Raw genomic sequence first — 13,710 nt, forward strand, 5'->3', positions numbered from 1 at the left:
TAGAGTAGGCCTCGGGTTGATGGATATCGACTCGGGGCTTTTCTCTTTGTTCCTTTCACGCAAGCTCCAGAGACAAAGATCCAGAGCACCCACCCGCAGTATATTCACCTCCCCCTCTCTTCCCGCGTTCCTTTTCACGTTAAATGTCTTTCTTGCGCAGCGACACGCAACGCCTTGCAAGGCGTTGAAAAAGGCCCAGCAGCGCTGGGCCCTTGATGGCGGAGAAAGCAAAGTAGGGGAGGGGTGAAGCTTACGACGTCTGCTTACGCAACAGATAAACGAAGTACGGCGCGCCGATAAAGGTCGCCAGTAACCCCGCGGGGATCTGATACGGAAACAGCAGCATCCGCCCGCACCAGTCGGCAAATACCATCAGCAAACCGCCCAACAGCGCGGCGATCACCATTTGCGGCAGCGCGCGGCGGAAGCCCAACATGCGCGCCATGTGCGGCGCCATCAGCCCGACAAAGCTCAGCGGCCCCACGGTCAGGGTCGCCATGGCGGTCAGCGTGGCGGCCAACAACAGGATGGTCAATCGCGCAGGCGTCAACGCAATCCCCACCGAACGGGCGGTGGCCCCGCCGAGCGGCAGAATGGTCAGCCAGCGGCGGCACAGCGGCGCCAATATCATCAATCCGGCGGCGATCAGCGCGGTGCGCAGCGCCTGCGCAGGCTCCACCGAATAGGTTGAACCGGAGAGCCAGGTCAGCAAGCCCCCCATACGCGGATCGCCGCTGGCCAGCAGCAGGAAGATGACGGTGGTAAAGGCGGTGCTGAGCGCGATGCCGGCGAGCAACATGCGTTCGGTCGAGAAACCGCCGCGGCCAGCGGCAATCATGATGATCAGCAGCGTAACGGCCGCCCCCAGACTGCCGGCGGGCAACAGCCAAACGAAGGCGTCGCCCGGCACCATAAACAGCATCATCACGACGCCAAAAGCGGCGCCGGAGCTGATGCCCAACACTTCCGGGCTGGCCATCGGGTTGCCGGTCAGCTTCTGGATCAGCGTGCCGGCGACCGCCAGCATCATGCCCGCAGCCAACGCCGACAGCACCCGCGGCCAGCGCCACGGCAGCAAGGCGTCCAGCTCCGCGCCCAGGCTCCAGTGCCAGCCGCCGGCGTTTTTGCCCAGCATCAGCGCCAACGTCAGGCCGATCAACAGCACGGCACCGGCCAGCGCTACCCAGCCAGGCAGATTCCCGCGCTCGGCAGGCACCTTGTCGCCAAGGTTCATCGGTGGCGGCGTGGCGGCGCTGCGCAAACGCGGCAGCAGCCACAGCAGCAGCGGCGCGCCGAACAGCGCAGTGGCCGCCCCGGTCGGGATCTCACGCCACACCTGCGCCACCCCAATCATCACCTGATCGGTCAGCCACAGCAGCAACGCCCCCAGCAACGGCGCCAACATCATGCGATGCGCCAGGCGGCGAGCGCCCAGCATCTTCGCCATCAGCGGCGCAAACAGGCCGATAAAGCCGATAACGCCCACCGCGCTCACCAACATGGCGCTGAAGATGATGGCCAGCCCCAGGGCGCAGAAGCGCGCCATCGACAGCCCCAACCCCAGGTTGCGCGTCACGCCGTCGTCCAGCCCCAGCAGCGTCAGCGGGCGCAGCAATAGCGCCGCCAGCGCACCGGCCACCAGCAAACGCGGCAGGATAAACTGCACCGCGCTCCAGTCCTGTTGGTTCAACGCGCCGGTGCCCCACAGGAACATGCCCTGCAGCTGATCGTAATTAAACAGCGCCAACAGGCTGTTGACTGCGCCGCAGTAAAGCCCCAGCACCAGCCCGGCCAGAATCAGCGTCACCGGCGACATCCGCTTGCCCCAGGCGACGCCGAACACCAGCCCGCCCACCGCGATCGCCCCCGCCATAGCGGCCAGCTGACGAGTGAACTCGCCCCCCGGCAGCACCCACAGCGTGGCGATGGTCAAGCCGAGCTGCGCGCCGGCGGCCACGCCGAGCGTCGACGGTTCCGCCAACGGATTGCGCAACACCTGCTGGAACAATACGCCGACCAATCCCAGACCGGCCCCGGCCAACAGCGACACCGTCAACCGCGGCAGCAGGCTGTAATGGAACAGCATTTGCCGCACGTCGTCGATGTCCGGCGCGCTCAGCGCCCGCGCCCATTGCGCCGGCGGCAGCTGCTGCGTCAGGTTGTATATCGTCAAACCGCCTGCCGCCGCCAGCAACAGCAGGATCAGCGTCAGCGGCAATTTTCGAATGCCCGCATTCATGCCGCACTCTCCTGAGCCTGCGCCAACAGGCGGCAAAACCGCATCGTCGACAGCGTAGCGCCATAGAACCACACCGCCGGCACCTGCCGCAGCTGGTTTTGCCGCACAAAAGGCAATGACTGCCACAGCGGCGTCGCGCTGACCTTGTCCATCATCGCCTGATTACCGTGATCGAGATAAATGACCCGGGCGTTACGCACCGTGGCCAACCGTTCAATCCCCACCACCGCCGTGCCCCAAAAGTCGGTTTGCTCCTGCCAGGCATTGCGGATGCCGAGTTGATCCATCGCTTCCTGGAACAGGCTTTTTTGACCGATGATCAACGCATGGCGGGTGTCTATCAGGGAAAACAGCAGCAACGGTTGCCGGGTGTAGCTTTGCAGGCGCTGACGCGCATCCTGCATAAAGCTGTCGAACTGCGCCAGGTGGTTTATCGCCCGGCTTTCTATGCCTAATCGTTGCCCCAGCGCCAGCAGCGACTGGCGGGCGACGGTCAGCGGTTTGCCGCTGCCGTCGTTGAAGCCGAAGCTCATGGTTGGCGCGATGGGTTGGATTTTTCGCGGCGTCGGGCCATAGCCTTGCGACAGCAACACCAGCGAAGGCTGGAGCTGCTGCAGCAGTTCGAGATTCGGTTCAGTGCGCTGGCCGACGTCGACGACCGTCGCCGGCAGCTTCGGCTCCGCCACCCACAGGTTGTAGTTATGGACATCGGCCACCGCCAGCGGCGTCACGCCCAATGCCAACAGCAGCTCGATCGGCAGCCATTCCAGCGCCGCAACGCGCGCGATATCCGGCGGCGCATCCGCCGCTCGCCCGGGCAACGATCCCAACAGGGGCGACAGCGCCAGCGCCATCAACAGGCGGCGGCGCAGCGGATCGTGAGAAGAAGTGAATGCAGAGGACATCAGTAGACAAAACTCACCGGCGCGCCGCCGCTCGGGTGTGGCAACGTGCCCATAGGAATACCGTAAATTTGCTCCAGCACCGGCCCCTGCATCAGTTCCAGCGGGCCGCCCTGGGCGATCATTTCACCGCCGCGCAGCGCCACCAAATGGTCGCAGTAGCGCGCCGCCATATTGATGTCGTGCAGTACGGCGATCACCGTGAGATCGCGTTCGCGGCTCAGGCGCTGGATCAGCGCCAGCACCTCGACCTGGTGCGCGATGTCCAGCGCCGACGTCGGCTCGTCGAGCAACAGGCAGCGGCTGTCCTGCGCCACCATCATCGCCAGCCAGGCGCGTTGGCGCTCGCCGCCGGAAAGGCTGTCCACCAGGCGGTGGGCGAACGGCTTCAGCCCCACCAGTGCGATGGCCTCTTCCACCTGTTGGCGATCGTTGGCGCCAAAACGTCCCAGCGCGCCATGCCACGGATAGCGGCCGACGGCCACCAGCTCGCGCACCGTCATGCCTTCCGCCGCCGGCAACTGCTGCGGCAGGTAGGCCACCTGGCGGGCGAAGGATTTGCTGTCCCACTGCGCCAACGGCTGCCGATTGAGCAAGACCTGACCGCCGCTGGGCGCATGGTGCCGCCCGAGCAGTTTCAACAGGGTGGATTTACCGGAACCGTTATGGCCGATCAGGCCGCAGACTTTGCCCTGAGGAAAACGGAGCGACAGCGGTTGCAACAGCACCCGGCCGGGAACGGCGAAGCTGGCGTTATCCAGCGCGAACGTCGCGCCGGGATTAAGAAGTTTGTCCTGCATAGATCCTGCTTTTTCCGGGGCGACGCGCCGCCGCCCCGGCTATCCGGTTAGAAACGGAAGGTTGCGGTGGCGACCACCTGGCGTTCTGCGCCCCAGTAGCAGGCGTAGTCGCGGTAGCAGCTCGATACGTAAGTCTTGTCGAACAGGTTGTTGATGTTGACGCCCACGGACGAGCCCGGCAGGCCAAAGCGCGCCAGATCGTATTTAATGGTGGCGTCCACCAGCGTGTAGTCCGGCACCTTGAAGGTGGTGTTATCGCTGTTGAAGCTCGAGCTGGAGCCAACGTAACGCACGCCGGAACCCAGCGTCAAACCGCTCACCGCCGTTTCGTGGAAGGTATAATCCGCCCACAGCGACGCCATGTGTTTCGGCACTTCGACGGTCGGTTTGCCCTGATAGGTGTTGTCCTTGGTGTACTTCGCATCGGTGTAGGTATAGGAGGCGATCAGGTTGACGTTGGCATTCAACGCCGCCTTGGCTTCCAGCTCCACGCCGCGCGAACGGATCTCGCCACTCTGCACGCTGAACTGCGCGTTATCCGGATCCGGTGTCAGGTTGTTGTTCTTGGTCAGCTGATACAGCGCGCCGGTCAGCACGATTGGGCGATCCTTCGGCACGTATTTCACGCCGGCTTCATACTGCTTGCCGATCGAAGGTTTGAACGTACTGCCCCCTTGCGTCGTGCCCAAATTCGGCTCAAACGACTCGCTGTAGCTGAAATACGGCGTCACGCCGTTGTCGAACAGATAGTTCAGGCCGCCGCGCCAGGTGAACTGCCGGTCGGTCTGCTGGCTCGTCGAACTCGCATCACGGTTGTAAGCGGAGGTCTTCGCCCAGTCATAGCGCCCGCCCAGCGTCAACAGCCACTGATTCCACTCCCCTTGCTCCTGCACATACAGGCCGGTTTGCTCCTGACGGTTCAGATAATGGTAGGGGAAGTTGATGTTGACCGCGTCATTCCCGTATTGCGGATGGGTCATGCTCAGCCCGTCCGCTGTGCCAAATGCGGCATTGATATCGTTACGCATGCGCATGTAGTCCACGCCGAACAACAGCGTGTGGTCGATATCGCCGGTTTTCACCTTCGCCTGCGCCTGAGTATCCACCGAGAAATTGTTCAGGTGCTCTTTCGACTGAACATAGGCGCGGTTAATCGTCGTCGGCGTCGCAGCAGAAACGCCACTGCCATAAATACTCTTCATGTCGGTGTCCAACTGCAGATAGCGCAGGTTCTGGCGCACCGCCCAGGTATCGTTGAAGGCGTGTTCGAAGCTGTACCCGATCATCCGCTGCTTGCGGGAGGTATAGTTGCTGGCTTCGCCTTCGTTGAAATCGGTCGGCAGCTTACCGCCGTTCGGCAACGGGATCAGCGTGCCCTGCTTCGGCAGCCAGCCGTAATAACCGGTATAGGGATCGTTTTGAATGTTGGCCAACAGCGTGAAGTTGGTCTTGTCATCCGGGCGCCAGCTAAAGGACGGCGCGATCGCATAGCGCTTCTCTTTGCTCATGTTTTGCTGCGCATCGCTGTCTTTCGCCAGGCCGGTCAGGCGATAGGAGTAGATGCCCTGATCGTCCAGCGCGTCGCTGAAATCGAAACCGGTTTGGAACAGGTTATCGGTGCCCATCTTGAACTGGATTTCGCGCAGCGGCTCGGTGGTTGGCCGCTTGCTGACCAGGGCGACCAGGCCACCCGGGTTGCTTTTGCCGTACAGCACCGAGACCGGGCCGCGCAGCAGCTCGGCGCGCTCGAGGAAATAAGGATCGATGGACGCTTCGCTGTAGTTGTCGCCCAGCAGCCGCAGGCCATCCAGATACTGGGTGGTGTTGGTGGCCGGGAAGCCGCGGATCGCCACCGCGTCATAGGTCGTGGAGCTGCCGCGGCTGGCGAATACGCCCGGCGCATAGGCCAGCGCGCCTTTCACCGTATCCGGCTGGCGCATGTCCATCTCTTCACGCGTTACCACGGAAACGGACTGCGGGTTCTTCTCGATCGGCGTATCGGTTTTGGTGCCGGTGGCGCTGCGCTTGGCGACATAGGTGCCGACCGGCCCCCAGGCGCTTTCCTGCTGGGCGGTGTTGCTGCTGCCCACAACGGTAATCGTGTCTTCCTTGGCGGCCGGCTTGGCGTCGGCGGAAAAAGCCGGCATCGCCAGCGTACCCAACGCCGCAGCGACGGTGATCGCTAACGCGCTGACGGGGAGACGGCCCTGCTTGGCCGCGGATGATGAAAGACGCTTGGTCAGCATGATTTATTTCTCTGATGAATTATTAAATGACGAATGTAAACGATAATAATTATTATAAGCGTCGCATTTTATGCAGAAGCCAAATTAAACTGCAAGCCGAATTCATAGGGCAAATAGGTTAAGGATTAGGCGTTTAGCCTTGCAGTTAACAGGGAAATAAAACGAGCGGAAAAATAAAAAAGCCCGCAACCAAGGTTACGGGCTTAATAACAAAGCAAAAATTTTCGCCGGGGCCGACGCCCCGGCAGCGATTACTGACCGAACATATCCTTGATCCAGCCGGCGACGCCATCGCCATCTTTTTGCTCACCCGCCGCCGGTTGCTGCTGTTGCTGCACCGCCGCCTGGCTGGCCTGACACAGTCCCTGCGGATTGTCGGTCCAGACCGGGATGGTGCGCCAGCTGCCGCCGCCGCAGATAAAGTTGCCGGCGGAGTCGATGCTCATCTGGTTAATGCCTTCCGGCGGCTGCAGCATCAGCGGCAGCGGCGTCTGATTTTCCAGATAGCGGCGATACAGGGTCAACGCGCCGTTGGCGCCGGTCAGCTTGGCCGGGCCGTTGTTATCGCGCCCGACCCAGGCGATCGCCACTTCCTTGCCGTCGATGCCGGCGAACCAGCTGTCGCGCAGATCGTTGGTGGTACCGGTTTTCGCCGCCAGGTTGTAGTTCGGGAACTTCACTGACAGCGAGCGGGAGGTCCCGCGCGCCACGCCCTGCTGCATCGCGTACAGCGTCAGGTAAGCGGCCTGCGCCGGCACCATGCGCTCCGCCTGCGGGAAGCTCTGGTACAGCACCGTGCCGTCTTCGGCGATCACCGAACGCACCGCCGACAGCGGCGCACGGTTACCGCCGCTGGCGATGGTCTGGTATTCCTGCGCCACTTCCATTGGCGTCAGGCCGATCGCCCCCAGCAGCATCGAAGGCACCGGATTGATCTCCGCTTTCGGGATCCCCAGGCGTTGCAGCGTGGCGCTGATCTGATCCAGCCCAACCGACAGGCCGAGGTTCACCGTCGGCACGTTCAGCGAGTTGGCCAACGCATCCACCAGCATCACCTGACCGCGGAATTTGCGATCGTAGTTGTTCGGCTGCCAGACGGCGCCGTTCGGCTGTTTCAGCGACAGCGGCGCATCCGCCAGCCAGGTGTTGAGGCGGTATTTGTCCGGCTCGGACAGCGCGGTCAGGTACGTCGGCGGTTTGGCCAGCGAGCCGACCAGGCGTCGCGCCTGCATGGCGCGGTTGAAACCGGCGAACTGCGGGTTGGCGCCGCCGACCATGGCGCGCACTTCACCGCTGAAGCGATCGACGATCACCATCGCCGCTTCCAGATCCTGCAGGTGACGCGCAGCGCGCAGCGCCGGGATGCCGTCTTCAACCGCTTTTTCCGCCGCGTCTTGCGACACCGGATCCAGCGTGGTGAAGATCTTCACGCCGGACAGGTCATTCACCTTATCGCCCAGCTTGGTCTGCAGTTCCTGACGCACCATCTGCATAAACGCCGGCTGCGGCGTAATGACGCCGCCTTTCGGCTGCACGCCCAGCGGACGCGCGCTCAGCATGTCATACAGCTCGCCGTCGATCACGCCCTGGTTCTGCAGCAGTTTGAGCACCAAATTGCGGCGTTCCAGCGCCAGTTTCGGGTTACGCCACGGGTTGTACAGCGACGCGCCCTTGACCATGCCGACCAGCAACGCCTGTTGATCGAGGCTCAGCTCATCCACCGGGCGGCCGAAGTAATACAGGCTGGCCAGCGGGAAGCCGCGGATCTGGTCGCTGCCGCTCTGGCCGAGGTATACCTCGTTCAGATACAGCTCCAGGATGCGGTCTTTGCTGTAACGGTAATCCACCAACAGCGCCATATAGGCTTCGTTGGCCTTACGCCACAGCGAACGTTCGTTGGTCAGGAACAGGTTCTTCACCAGCTGCTGCGTCAGGGTGCTGCCGCCCTGCACCGCGCGGCCGGCGGTCAGGTTGGCCAGCACCGCGCGGCCGATGGAGTACGGGCTGATGCCGTCATGCTCATAGAAGTGGCGGTCTTCCGTGGCGATCAACGTATCCACCAACAGATCCGGGAAACCGGAGCGCGGCACGAACAGCCGCTGTTCGCCGTTCGGCGACTGCAGCATGGTGATCAGACGCGGGTCGAGGCGGAAGAAGCCGAAGCTGCGGCCGCTGTCCAGGTTTTCGATCTTCGCCAGGCGGTTATTCTGGAAATCGAGGCGGGCGCGGATCTGCCCTTCTTTACCATCCGGGAAGTCGAACGGACGGCGCAGCATCTCGATGCTGTTGGCCTGCACGGTAAACTCGCCCGGACGCGTCATGCGGCTGACCTGGCGGTACTGCATGCCTTCCAGCAGGTTAACCATCTCCTTCTTGCTGTACGGCATGCCCGGTTCCAGGTTGACCATGCGGCCGTACACCGCCGCCGGCAGCTGCCAGACTTTGCCGTCGATGCGGCTGCGGATCTGCGAGTCCAGGTAGACGCCATAGATCGCCAACAGGACGGCGAGCACCAGGATCAGTTTGATAAACAGGCCGAGCCAGCGGCGTTTTTTACGCGGCGGAGTCGCTTTCACCTTACGCGGCATGCGTTCCTCCTCCTCTTCATACTCGTCATCGTCATACTCGTCTTCTTCGTAATCGTCATAATCGTCGTCTCGGCGACGGCGCGGCGGCTTGCGCGACGCGGTGCTTTTTGGTTGTTTTCCTTTGCGCCCGATGGGCTCGCGGTCATCCCCAGCCATGGCTGTTGTTCTCCGAGCTTGCCGACACTGCCGGCCATAATGAGTCGCTTAATCTGTGCCGACGCCGTGGCGCTGAACAGAAGAAACATCTGAATTCCAAACCTTAAACGATCGCGGCCTACTGATATTTCTTCGTTCGGCGCGTCGGGGCCGCCGTGGCCGGATCGTCCGGCCACACGTGTTTCGGATAGCGGCCCTTCATCTCTTTTTGCACCTCGCGGTAGGCGCCTTGCCAGAAGGCCGCCAGATCGCCGGTGATTTGCAACGGCCGGTGCGCCGGTGAGAGTAACTCAAGCACTACCGGGATGCGACCCTCCGCCAACATCGGGCTGCGCTGCTCGCCGAACATTTCCTGCAAACGCACCGCCAGCGCCGGCGGTTTGCCGGCCTCATAACGGATCGGCAGGCGGCTGCCGGTCGGCACAGTGTAATGAGTGGGTAATGCATTATCCAGCCGCTGTTTTTGCTGCCAGTCCAACAGCCGGGACAACGCCTCGGCGAGGTTGACCTGCTTCAATCCGCGCAGATCGCGCACGCCGTTCAGCGACGGCAGCAGCCACTGCTCCAGCGCCGCCAGCAGCGGTTCTTCGTCCATCGCCGGCCACTCCGCCTCCGGCAGCCAGGCTTGCGCGCACTGCAGGCGTACCCGCAGTTGTTCAGCTGCACCCTCCCAGTTGAGCACCGCCAGTCCCTGCGCGCGCACCCAGTCGAGCAGCGCCTGCTGCAGCTCTTCGTCCGCCGGCTTGGCCAGCGGCTGCGCGCGCAGCGTCAGACGGCCGATCTGCTGGCGTTTCCAGGCGCGCAGCGTCCCCTTCTCTTCATCCCACTCCACCGCCGTGCGTTGCATGACCATCGCCGGCAGCTGCGCCGCCAACGCCTCGATATCGACCGGCAACGCCAACAAAATACGCGCATCCGGGCTGTTGTGGCCCTGCAACAGGTTGGGGACAATCAACCAGGGCGCGCGCGACAGCGCCTCGTCCTGGTTCATCGCCGCGCCCAGGCCGTTGGCCAGCAGGTAGCGGCCATCCTGACCGCGACGCTGGGCGATGCGATCGGTAAATGCCAGCGCCAACAGCCGCGGCGCCAAATCGGCGTCAACTTGCCCCGCACGTTGCGGCAGACGTTTGGCCAACTGCGCGGCGCGCTGCCGCCAGTTCGGCTGCGGGCGGCTCAGCCAATAACCGATATCCATCTGTCCGCCGCGCGGCAGTTCTTCCAGCAATGCCGCCAGCAACGCGGCCGTCGCCAGGCCGTCGGCGCTCAGCGCCGCGCCGGCGACCAGCATCGCCGCCAGCCGCGGTTCACATCCCAGAGCGGCCATTTGGCGCCCCGGCGCGGTGAGTTTGTCGCCGTCATCCGTGGCCCCCAGCCGGTGCAGCAACGCCCTGGCCGCCGCCAATGCCGCTGCCGGAGGCGCGTCAAGCCAGATCAGCTGCGCCGGATCATGGCACCCCCACTGCAGCAGCTCGAGCCAGAAGCCGGTGAGATCGCTCTGTAAAATTTCCGGCTCAGCATGTTCCACAGCGCGCTCCGCCTGCTCTTTGGCGAACAGATGCCAGCAAATGCCCGGTTCCAGACGCCCGGCACGCCCGGCGCGCTGCACCATCGAGGCCTGACTGATGCGCTGTGTCGCCAGCCGCGTCAGACCGTTGCGCACGTCGTAACGCGCCACGCGTTCCAGGCCGCTGTCCACCACCAGCCGAATGCCCTCGATCGTCAGGCTGGTCTCGGCGATGTTGGTCGCCAACACCACTTTGCGGCGGCCCGGCGCCGCCGGCTGAATCGCTTTTTGCTGTTGCGCCAGAGGCAGAGCGCCATACAGCGGGCAAAGATCGGTATCACTCGCCACTTCGCCGGTCAAACGCTCCAGCACCCGATTGATCTCCGCTACGCCCGGCAGGAACAGCAGCAAAGACCCCGGCTGTTCGGCCAGCATGCGCTTCACCGCCGCCGCTACGCCATCCTCCAGCCGCTGATGGCTGGCCAACGGCTGATACAGGCGTTCAACCGGGAAACTGCGCCCCTCGGACACTACCACCGGCGCCTGCGGCAGCAGCTGCGTCATACGGGCGTTATCCAGCGTGGCCGACATGATCAGCAGTTTCAGATCGTCGCGCAGCCCTTGCTGCACGTCGAGCAGCAGCGCCAGCGCCAAATCGGCCTGCAGACTGCGTTCGTGAAATTCATCGAGGATCACCAGCGACACGCCCTGCAGCTCGGCATCCTGCTGCAGCATGCGGGTGAGAATGCCTTCCGTCACCACTTCCAGCCGGGTCTGCGGCCCGCTTTTGTTTTCGGCGCGCATGCGGTAGCCCACGGTCTGGCCGGGCTCCTCCCCCAGTTGCTGCGCCAGGCGATAGGCGACGTTTTTCGCCGCCAGCCGCCGCGGCTCCAGCATGATAATGCGCCCCGGCAACCCGGCCTTAGCCATGATTTGCAGCGGCAGCCAGGTGGATTTACCGGCGCCGGTCGGGGCGTGCAACAGCACCTGCGGGGCAGACTGCAGCGCAGCCAGCAACTCATCGAGCACTGCGCTGACGGGCAATGAAGACACTGAATTCTCCGTAGTGGTTAGCGTTAAACGGCGTACAGTGTAGCATTAGCTTTATCCCCGTAACCTTTCAAACTGTTGCCGCGTTAGCTATAGTACGGAGCTCATTCGTGCGCCGCGCCCCTCGCGGGGCCGCTGCCAGTAACGTTTACCGCTGTTCCCGACCGTATTGTCATGCATTTGCCGAGCCCTTATGTCCAATTCGCGCCGCCTGTTTTTCGCCCTGTCCTTGCCTGACGCCCTGCAACAGCAGGTGGTCCGCTGGCGCGCCAAGGCGTTTGCACCGGAGGCCGGTCGGCCGGTGGCGGCGGCCAATTTGCACCTGACGCTGGCGTTTCTCGGCGAAGTCAGCGCACAGAAAGAACTGGCGCTGCGTAAGTTGGCCGGCCGTATCGCTCAACCCGGCTTCAGCATGCGGCTCGACGATCTCGGCCATTGGCCGCGCCCCGGCGTGGTCTGGCTCGGCACCCGCCGCGCGCCGCGCGGGTTGCTGCAGCTGGCCGAGCTGCTGCGTTCGCAGGCCGCACGCAGCGGCTGCCATCAAAGCGCGCTGCCGTTCCATCCGCACATCACGCTGCTGCGCGCCGCCACCCAGCCGGTGGCGATCCCGCCGGCGACGCCGGGCTGGGCGTTCAGCGCCGACGCCTTTTCCTTGTATGAATCGGTGTTCGAAAACGGCCGCACCCGTTACCAACACCTTGAACAGTGGCCGCTGGCCAAGCAGGCATCCCCATGATTTTTTCTCCACCGCTGCGCTCCGCCACGCTGATCAAACGTTACAAACGCTTTCTGGCTGACGTGATCACCCCGGAAGGGGAAACCTTTACGCTGCACTGCGCCAATACCGGCGCCATGACCGGCTGCGCCACGCCCGGCGACACCGTGTGGTACTCCACCTCGGACAACCCCAAACGCAAATACGCCCACAGCTGGGAGCTGACCCATACCCAACAGGGGCACTGGATCTGCGTCAATACCCTGCGCGCCAACGCGCTGGTGCGCGAGGCGATCGAACACAATTTAATCAATGAATTATCCGGTTACAGTAAAATTAGCGGCGAAGTGAAATACGGCGGTGAAAACAGCCGTATCGATTTGTTATTACAGGCAGAAAATCGGGTTAACTGCTATATTGAAGTTAAGTCAGTCACATTACTGCAACAACAACGTGGTTACTTTCCTGATGCGGTAACGCTCAGAGGGCAAAAGCACCTGCGTGAGTTGCTCAGCGTGGTTGAAAGCGGGCAACGGGCGGTATTGTTCTTTGCCGTGTTACACAGCGGTATTGAGCAGGTCGCACCGGCACATCATATAGATGAGCGCTATGCGGCGCTGTTGGCACAGGTCCGGCAGTTGGGAGTGGAAGTGGTTTGCTATGGGGCAAAATTATCACCTGACGGTATTTATCTCTGCGATAAGCTGCCGTTTTTTATCGATTAGCGCAGCCGGGTCCCTATAAATAGACAACCGGCCAGCACGATCGCCAAATACGCCTTCCTTCACACGATTGTCAAGCGGGCGACAGGAATAATTGCCAACCTACCTTCCTTCTGTTATTTATAGCGGCCTGTTTTTCCCCCGCATTGGGGATTCGATAGTGCGTGTGTATGTAGGAGAAGCAACATGCAAGAAGGGCAAAACCGTAAAACCTCGTCCTTGAGCATTCTCGCCATCGCTGGGGTGGAGCCGTACCAAGAGAAGCCGGGCGAAGAGTACATGAACGACGCCCAGTTGTCGCATTTCAAGCGCATTCTTGAAGCGTGGCGCAACCAGCTCAGGGACGAAGTGGACCGTACTGTATCGCATATGCAAGAAGAGGCAGCCAACTTCCCTGATCCGGCCGACCGCGCTACTCAGGAAGAAGAGTTCAGCCTTGAACTGCGTAACCGTGACCGTGAACGCAAACTGATCAAAAAGATCGAGAAAACGCTGAAGAAAGTGGAAGACGATGATTTCGGCTACTGCGAATCTTGTGGCGTGGAGATCGGTATTCGTCGCCTCGAAGCGCGTCCGACCGCCGATCTGTGCATCGACTGCAAGACGCTGGCTGAGATCCGCGAAAAGCAGATGGCCGGCTAATACCGCTACTCTACATGATTGGAACTGCATCAAGGCGGCAAGAATGCGCATGCCGATGAGCTTACTCAAGTAAGTGATTCGGGTAAGCAGGCGCAGCTAACACAGATGCAGTTTCAAGCATAACGAGTATGTTACCGCTGCGGCGT

At 62.3% G+C, this 13,710-nt stretch carries 9 protein-coding genes; 3 read left to right on the forward strand and 6 right to left on the reverse strand.

Annotation, left to right across the window (positions count from 1 at the left end; all coding sequences use genetic code 11):
* Positions 1 to 250: 250 nt before the first annotated feature.
* The 6 genes from fhuB to hrpB form a co-directional block, all read right to left on the reverse strand.
* Positions 251 to 2,239, reverse strand: coding sequence for a Fe(3+)-hydroxamate ABC transporter permease FhuB (gene fhuB, locus ACORQT_RS20590; RefSeq protein WP_164057085.1), 1,989 nt, complete (start codon positions 2,237 to 2,239; stop codon positions 251 to 253).
* On the reverse strand, positions 2,236 to 3,144 hold the full coding sequence (gene fhuD / locus ACORQT_RS20595; protein WP_164057084.1) for a Fe(3+)-hydroxamate ABC transporter substrate-binding protein FhuD: 909 nt from the start codon (positions 3,142 to 3,144) through the stop codon (positions 2,236 to 2,238). The genes fhuB and fhuD overlap by 4 nt, the downstream gene beginning before the upstream one ends.
* On the reverse strand, positions 3,144 to 3,941 hold the full coding sequence (gene fhuC, locus ACORQT_RS20600) for a Fe3+-hydroxamate ABC transporter ATP-binding protein FhuC (RefSeq protein ID WP_033644707.1): 798 nt from the start codon (positions 3,939 to 3,941) through the stop codon (positions 3,144 to 3,146). Before fhuC ends, fhuD begins: the two co-directional genes overlap by 1 nt.
* Positions 3,942 to 3,988: 47 nt before the next feature.
* Entirely contained in the window at positions 3,989 to 6,187 is a 2,199-nt protein-coding gene (gene fhuA / locus ACORQT_RS20605) for a ferrichrome porin FhuA (protein WP_033644706.1), read from the reverse strand.
* Positions 6,188 to 6,438: 251 nt separating this feature from the next.
* Complete coding sequence (gene mrcB / locus ACORQT_RS20610) at positions 6,439 to 8,931, reverse strand: bifunctional glycosyl transferase/transpeptidase (protein ID WP_033644705.1); 2,493 nt, start codon at positions 8,929 to 8,931, stop codon at positions 6,439 to 6,441.
* Between the two features lie 118 nt (positions 8,932 to 9,049).
* Positions 9,050 to 11,488 (reverse strand): ATP-dependent helicase HrpB, encoded by a 2,439-nt coding sequence (gene hrpB / locus ACORQT_RS20615; RefSeq protein ID WP_204317241.1) that lies wholly within the window; start codon positions 11,486 to 11,488, stop codon positions 9,050 to 9,052.
* 190 nt (positions 11,489 to 11,678) lie between these two features.
* Between hrpB and thpR the strand changes: the two genes are divergently transcribed.
* The 3 genes from thpR to dksA all read left to right on the forward strand — a co-directional run bounded on the left by thpR (position 11,679) and on the right by dksA (position 13,564).
* Positions 11,679 to 12,221, forward strand: a complete 543-nt coding sequence (gene thpR / locus ACORQT_RS20620; RefSeq protein ID WP_164057082.1) for an RNA 2',3'-cyclic phosphodiesterase — start codon at positions 11,679 to 11,681, stop codon at positions 12,219 to 12,221.
* The gene (gene sfsA / locus ACORQT_RS20625; RefSeq protein ID WP_004937572.1) at positions 12,218 to 12,925 is read left to right on the forward strand and encodes a DNA/RNA nuclease SfsA; all 708 of its coding nucleotides are present in this window, start codon (positions 12,218 to 12,220) and stop codon (positions 12,923 to 12,925) included. Before thpR ends, sfsA begins: the two co-directional genes overlap by 4 nt.
* Positions 12,926 to 13,108: 183 nt before the next feature.
* Positions 13,109 to 13,564 (forward strand): RNA polymerase-binding protein DksA, encoded by a 456-nt coding sequence (gene dksA, locus ACORQT_RS20630; RefSeq protein WP_004937569.1) that lies wholly within the window; start codon positions 13,109 to 13,111, stop codon positions 13,562 to 13,564.
* The last annotated feature ends 146 nt before the right edge of the window (positions 13,565 to 13,710 follow it).

Origin of the sequence: Serratia sp. (in: enterobacteria) (assembly GCF_052400455.1) — a bacterium.
Classification (GTDB): domain Bacteria; phylum Pseudomonadota; class Gammaproteobacteria; order Enterobacterales; family Enterobacteriaceae; genus Serratia; species Serratia ureilytica.

Bases quoted from the DNA above. Each gene is read 5' to 3' on its own strand.
- fhuB (WP_164057085.1), bottom strand. From the start codon at position 2,239: ATGAATGCGGGCATTCGAAAATTGCCGCTGACGCTGATCCTGCTGTTG.
- fhuD (WP_164057084.1), bottom strand. From the start codon at position 3,144: ATGTCCTCTGCATTCACTTCTTCTCACGATCCGCTGCGCCGCCGCCTG.
- fhuC (WP_033644707.1), bottom strand. From the start codon at position 3,941: ATGCAGGACAAACTTCTTAATCCCGGCGCGACGTTCGCGCTGGATAAC.
- fhuA (WP_033644706.1), bottom strand. From the start codon at position 6,187: ATGCTGACCAAGCGTCTTTCATCATCCGCGGCCAAGCAGGGCCGTCTC.
- mrcB (WP_033644705.1), bottom strand. From the start codon at position 8,931: ATGGCTGGGGATGACCGCGAGCCCATCGGGCGCAAAGGAAAACAACCA.
- thpR (WP_164057082.1), top strand. From the start codon at position 11,679: ATGTCCAATTCGCGCCGCCTGTTTTTCGCCCTGTCCTTGCCTGACGCC.
- sfsA (WP_004937572.1), top strand. From the start codon at position 12,218: ATGATTTTTTCTCCACCGCTGCGCTCCGCCACGCTGATCAAACGTTAC.
- dksA (WP_004937569.1), top strand. From the start codon at position 13,109: ATGCAAGAAGGGCAAAACCGTAAAACCTCGTCCTTGAGCATTCTCGCC.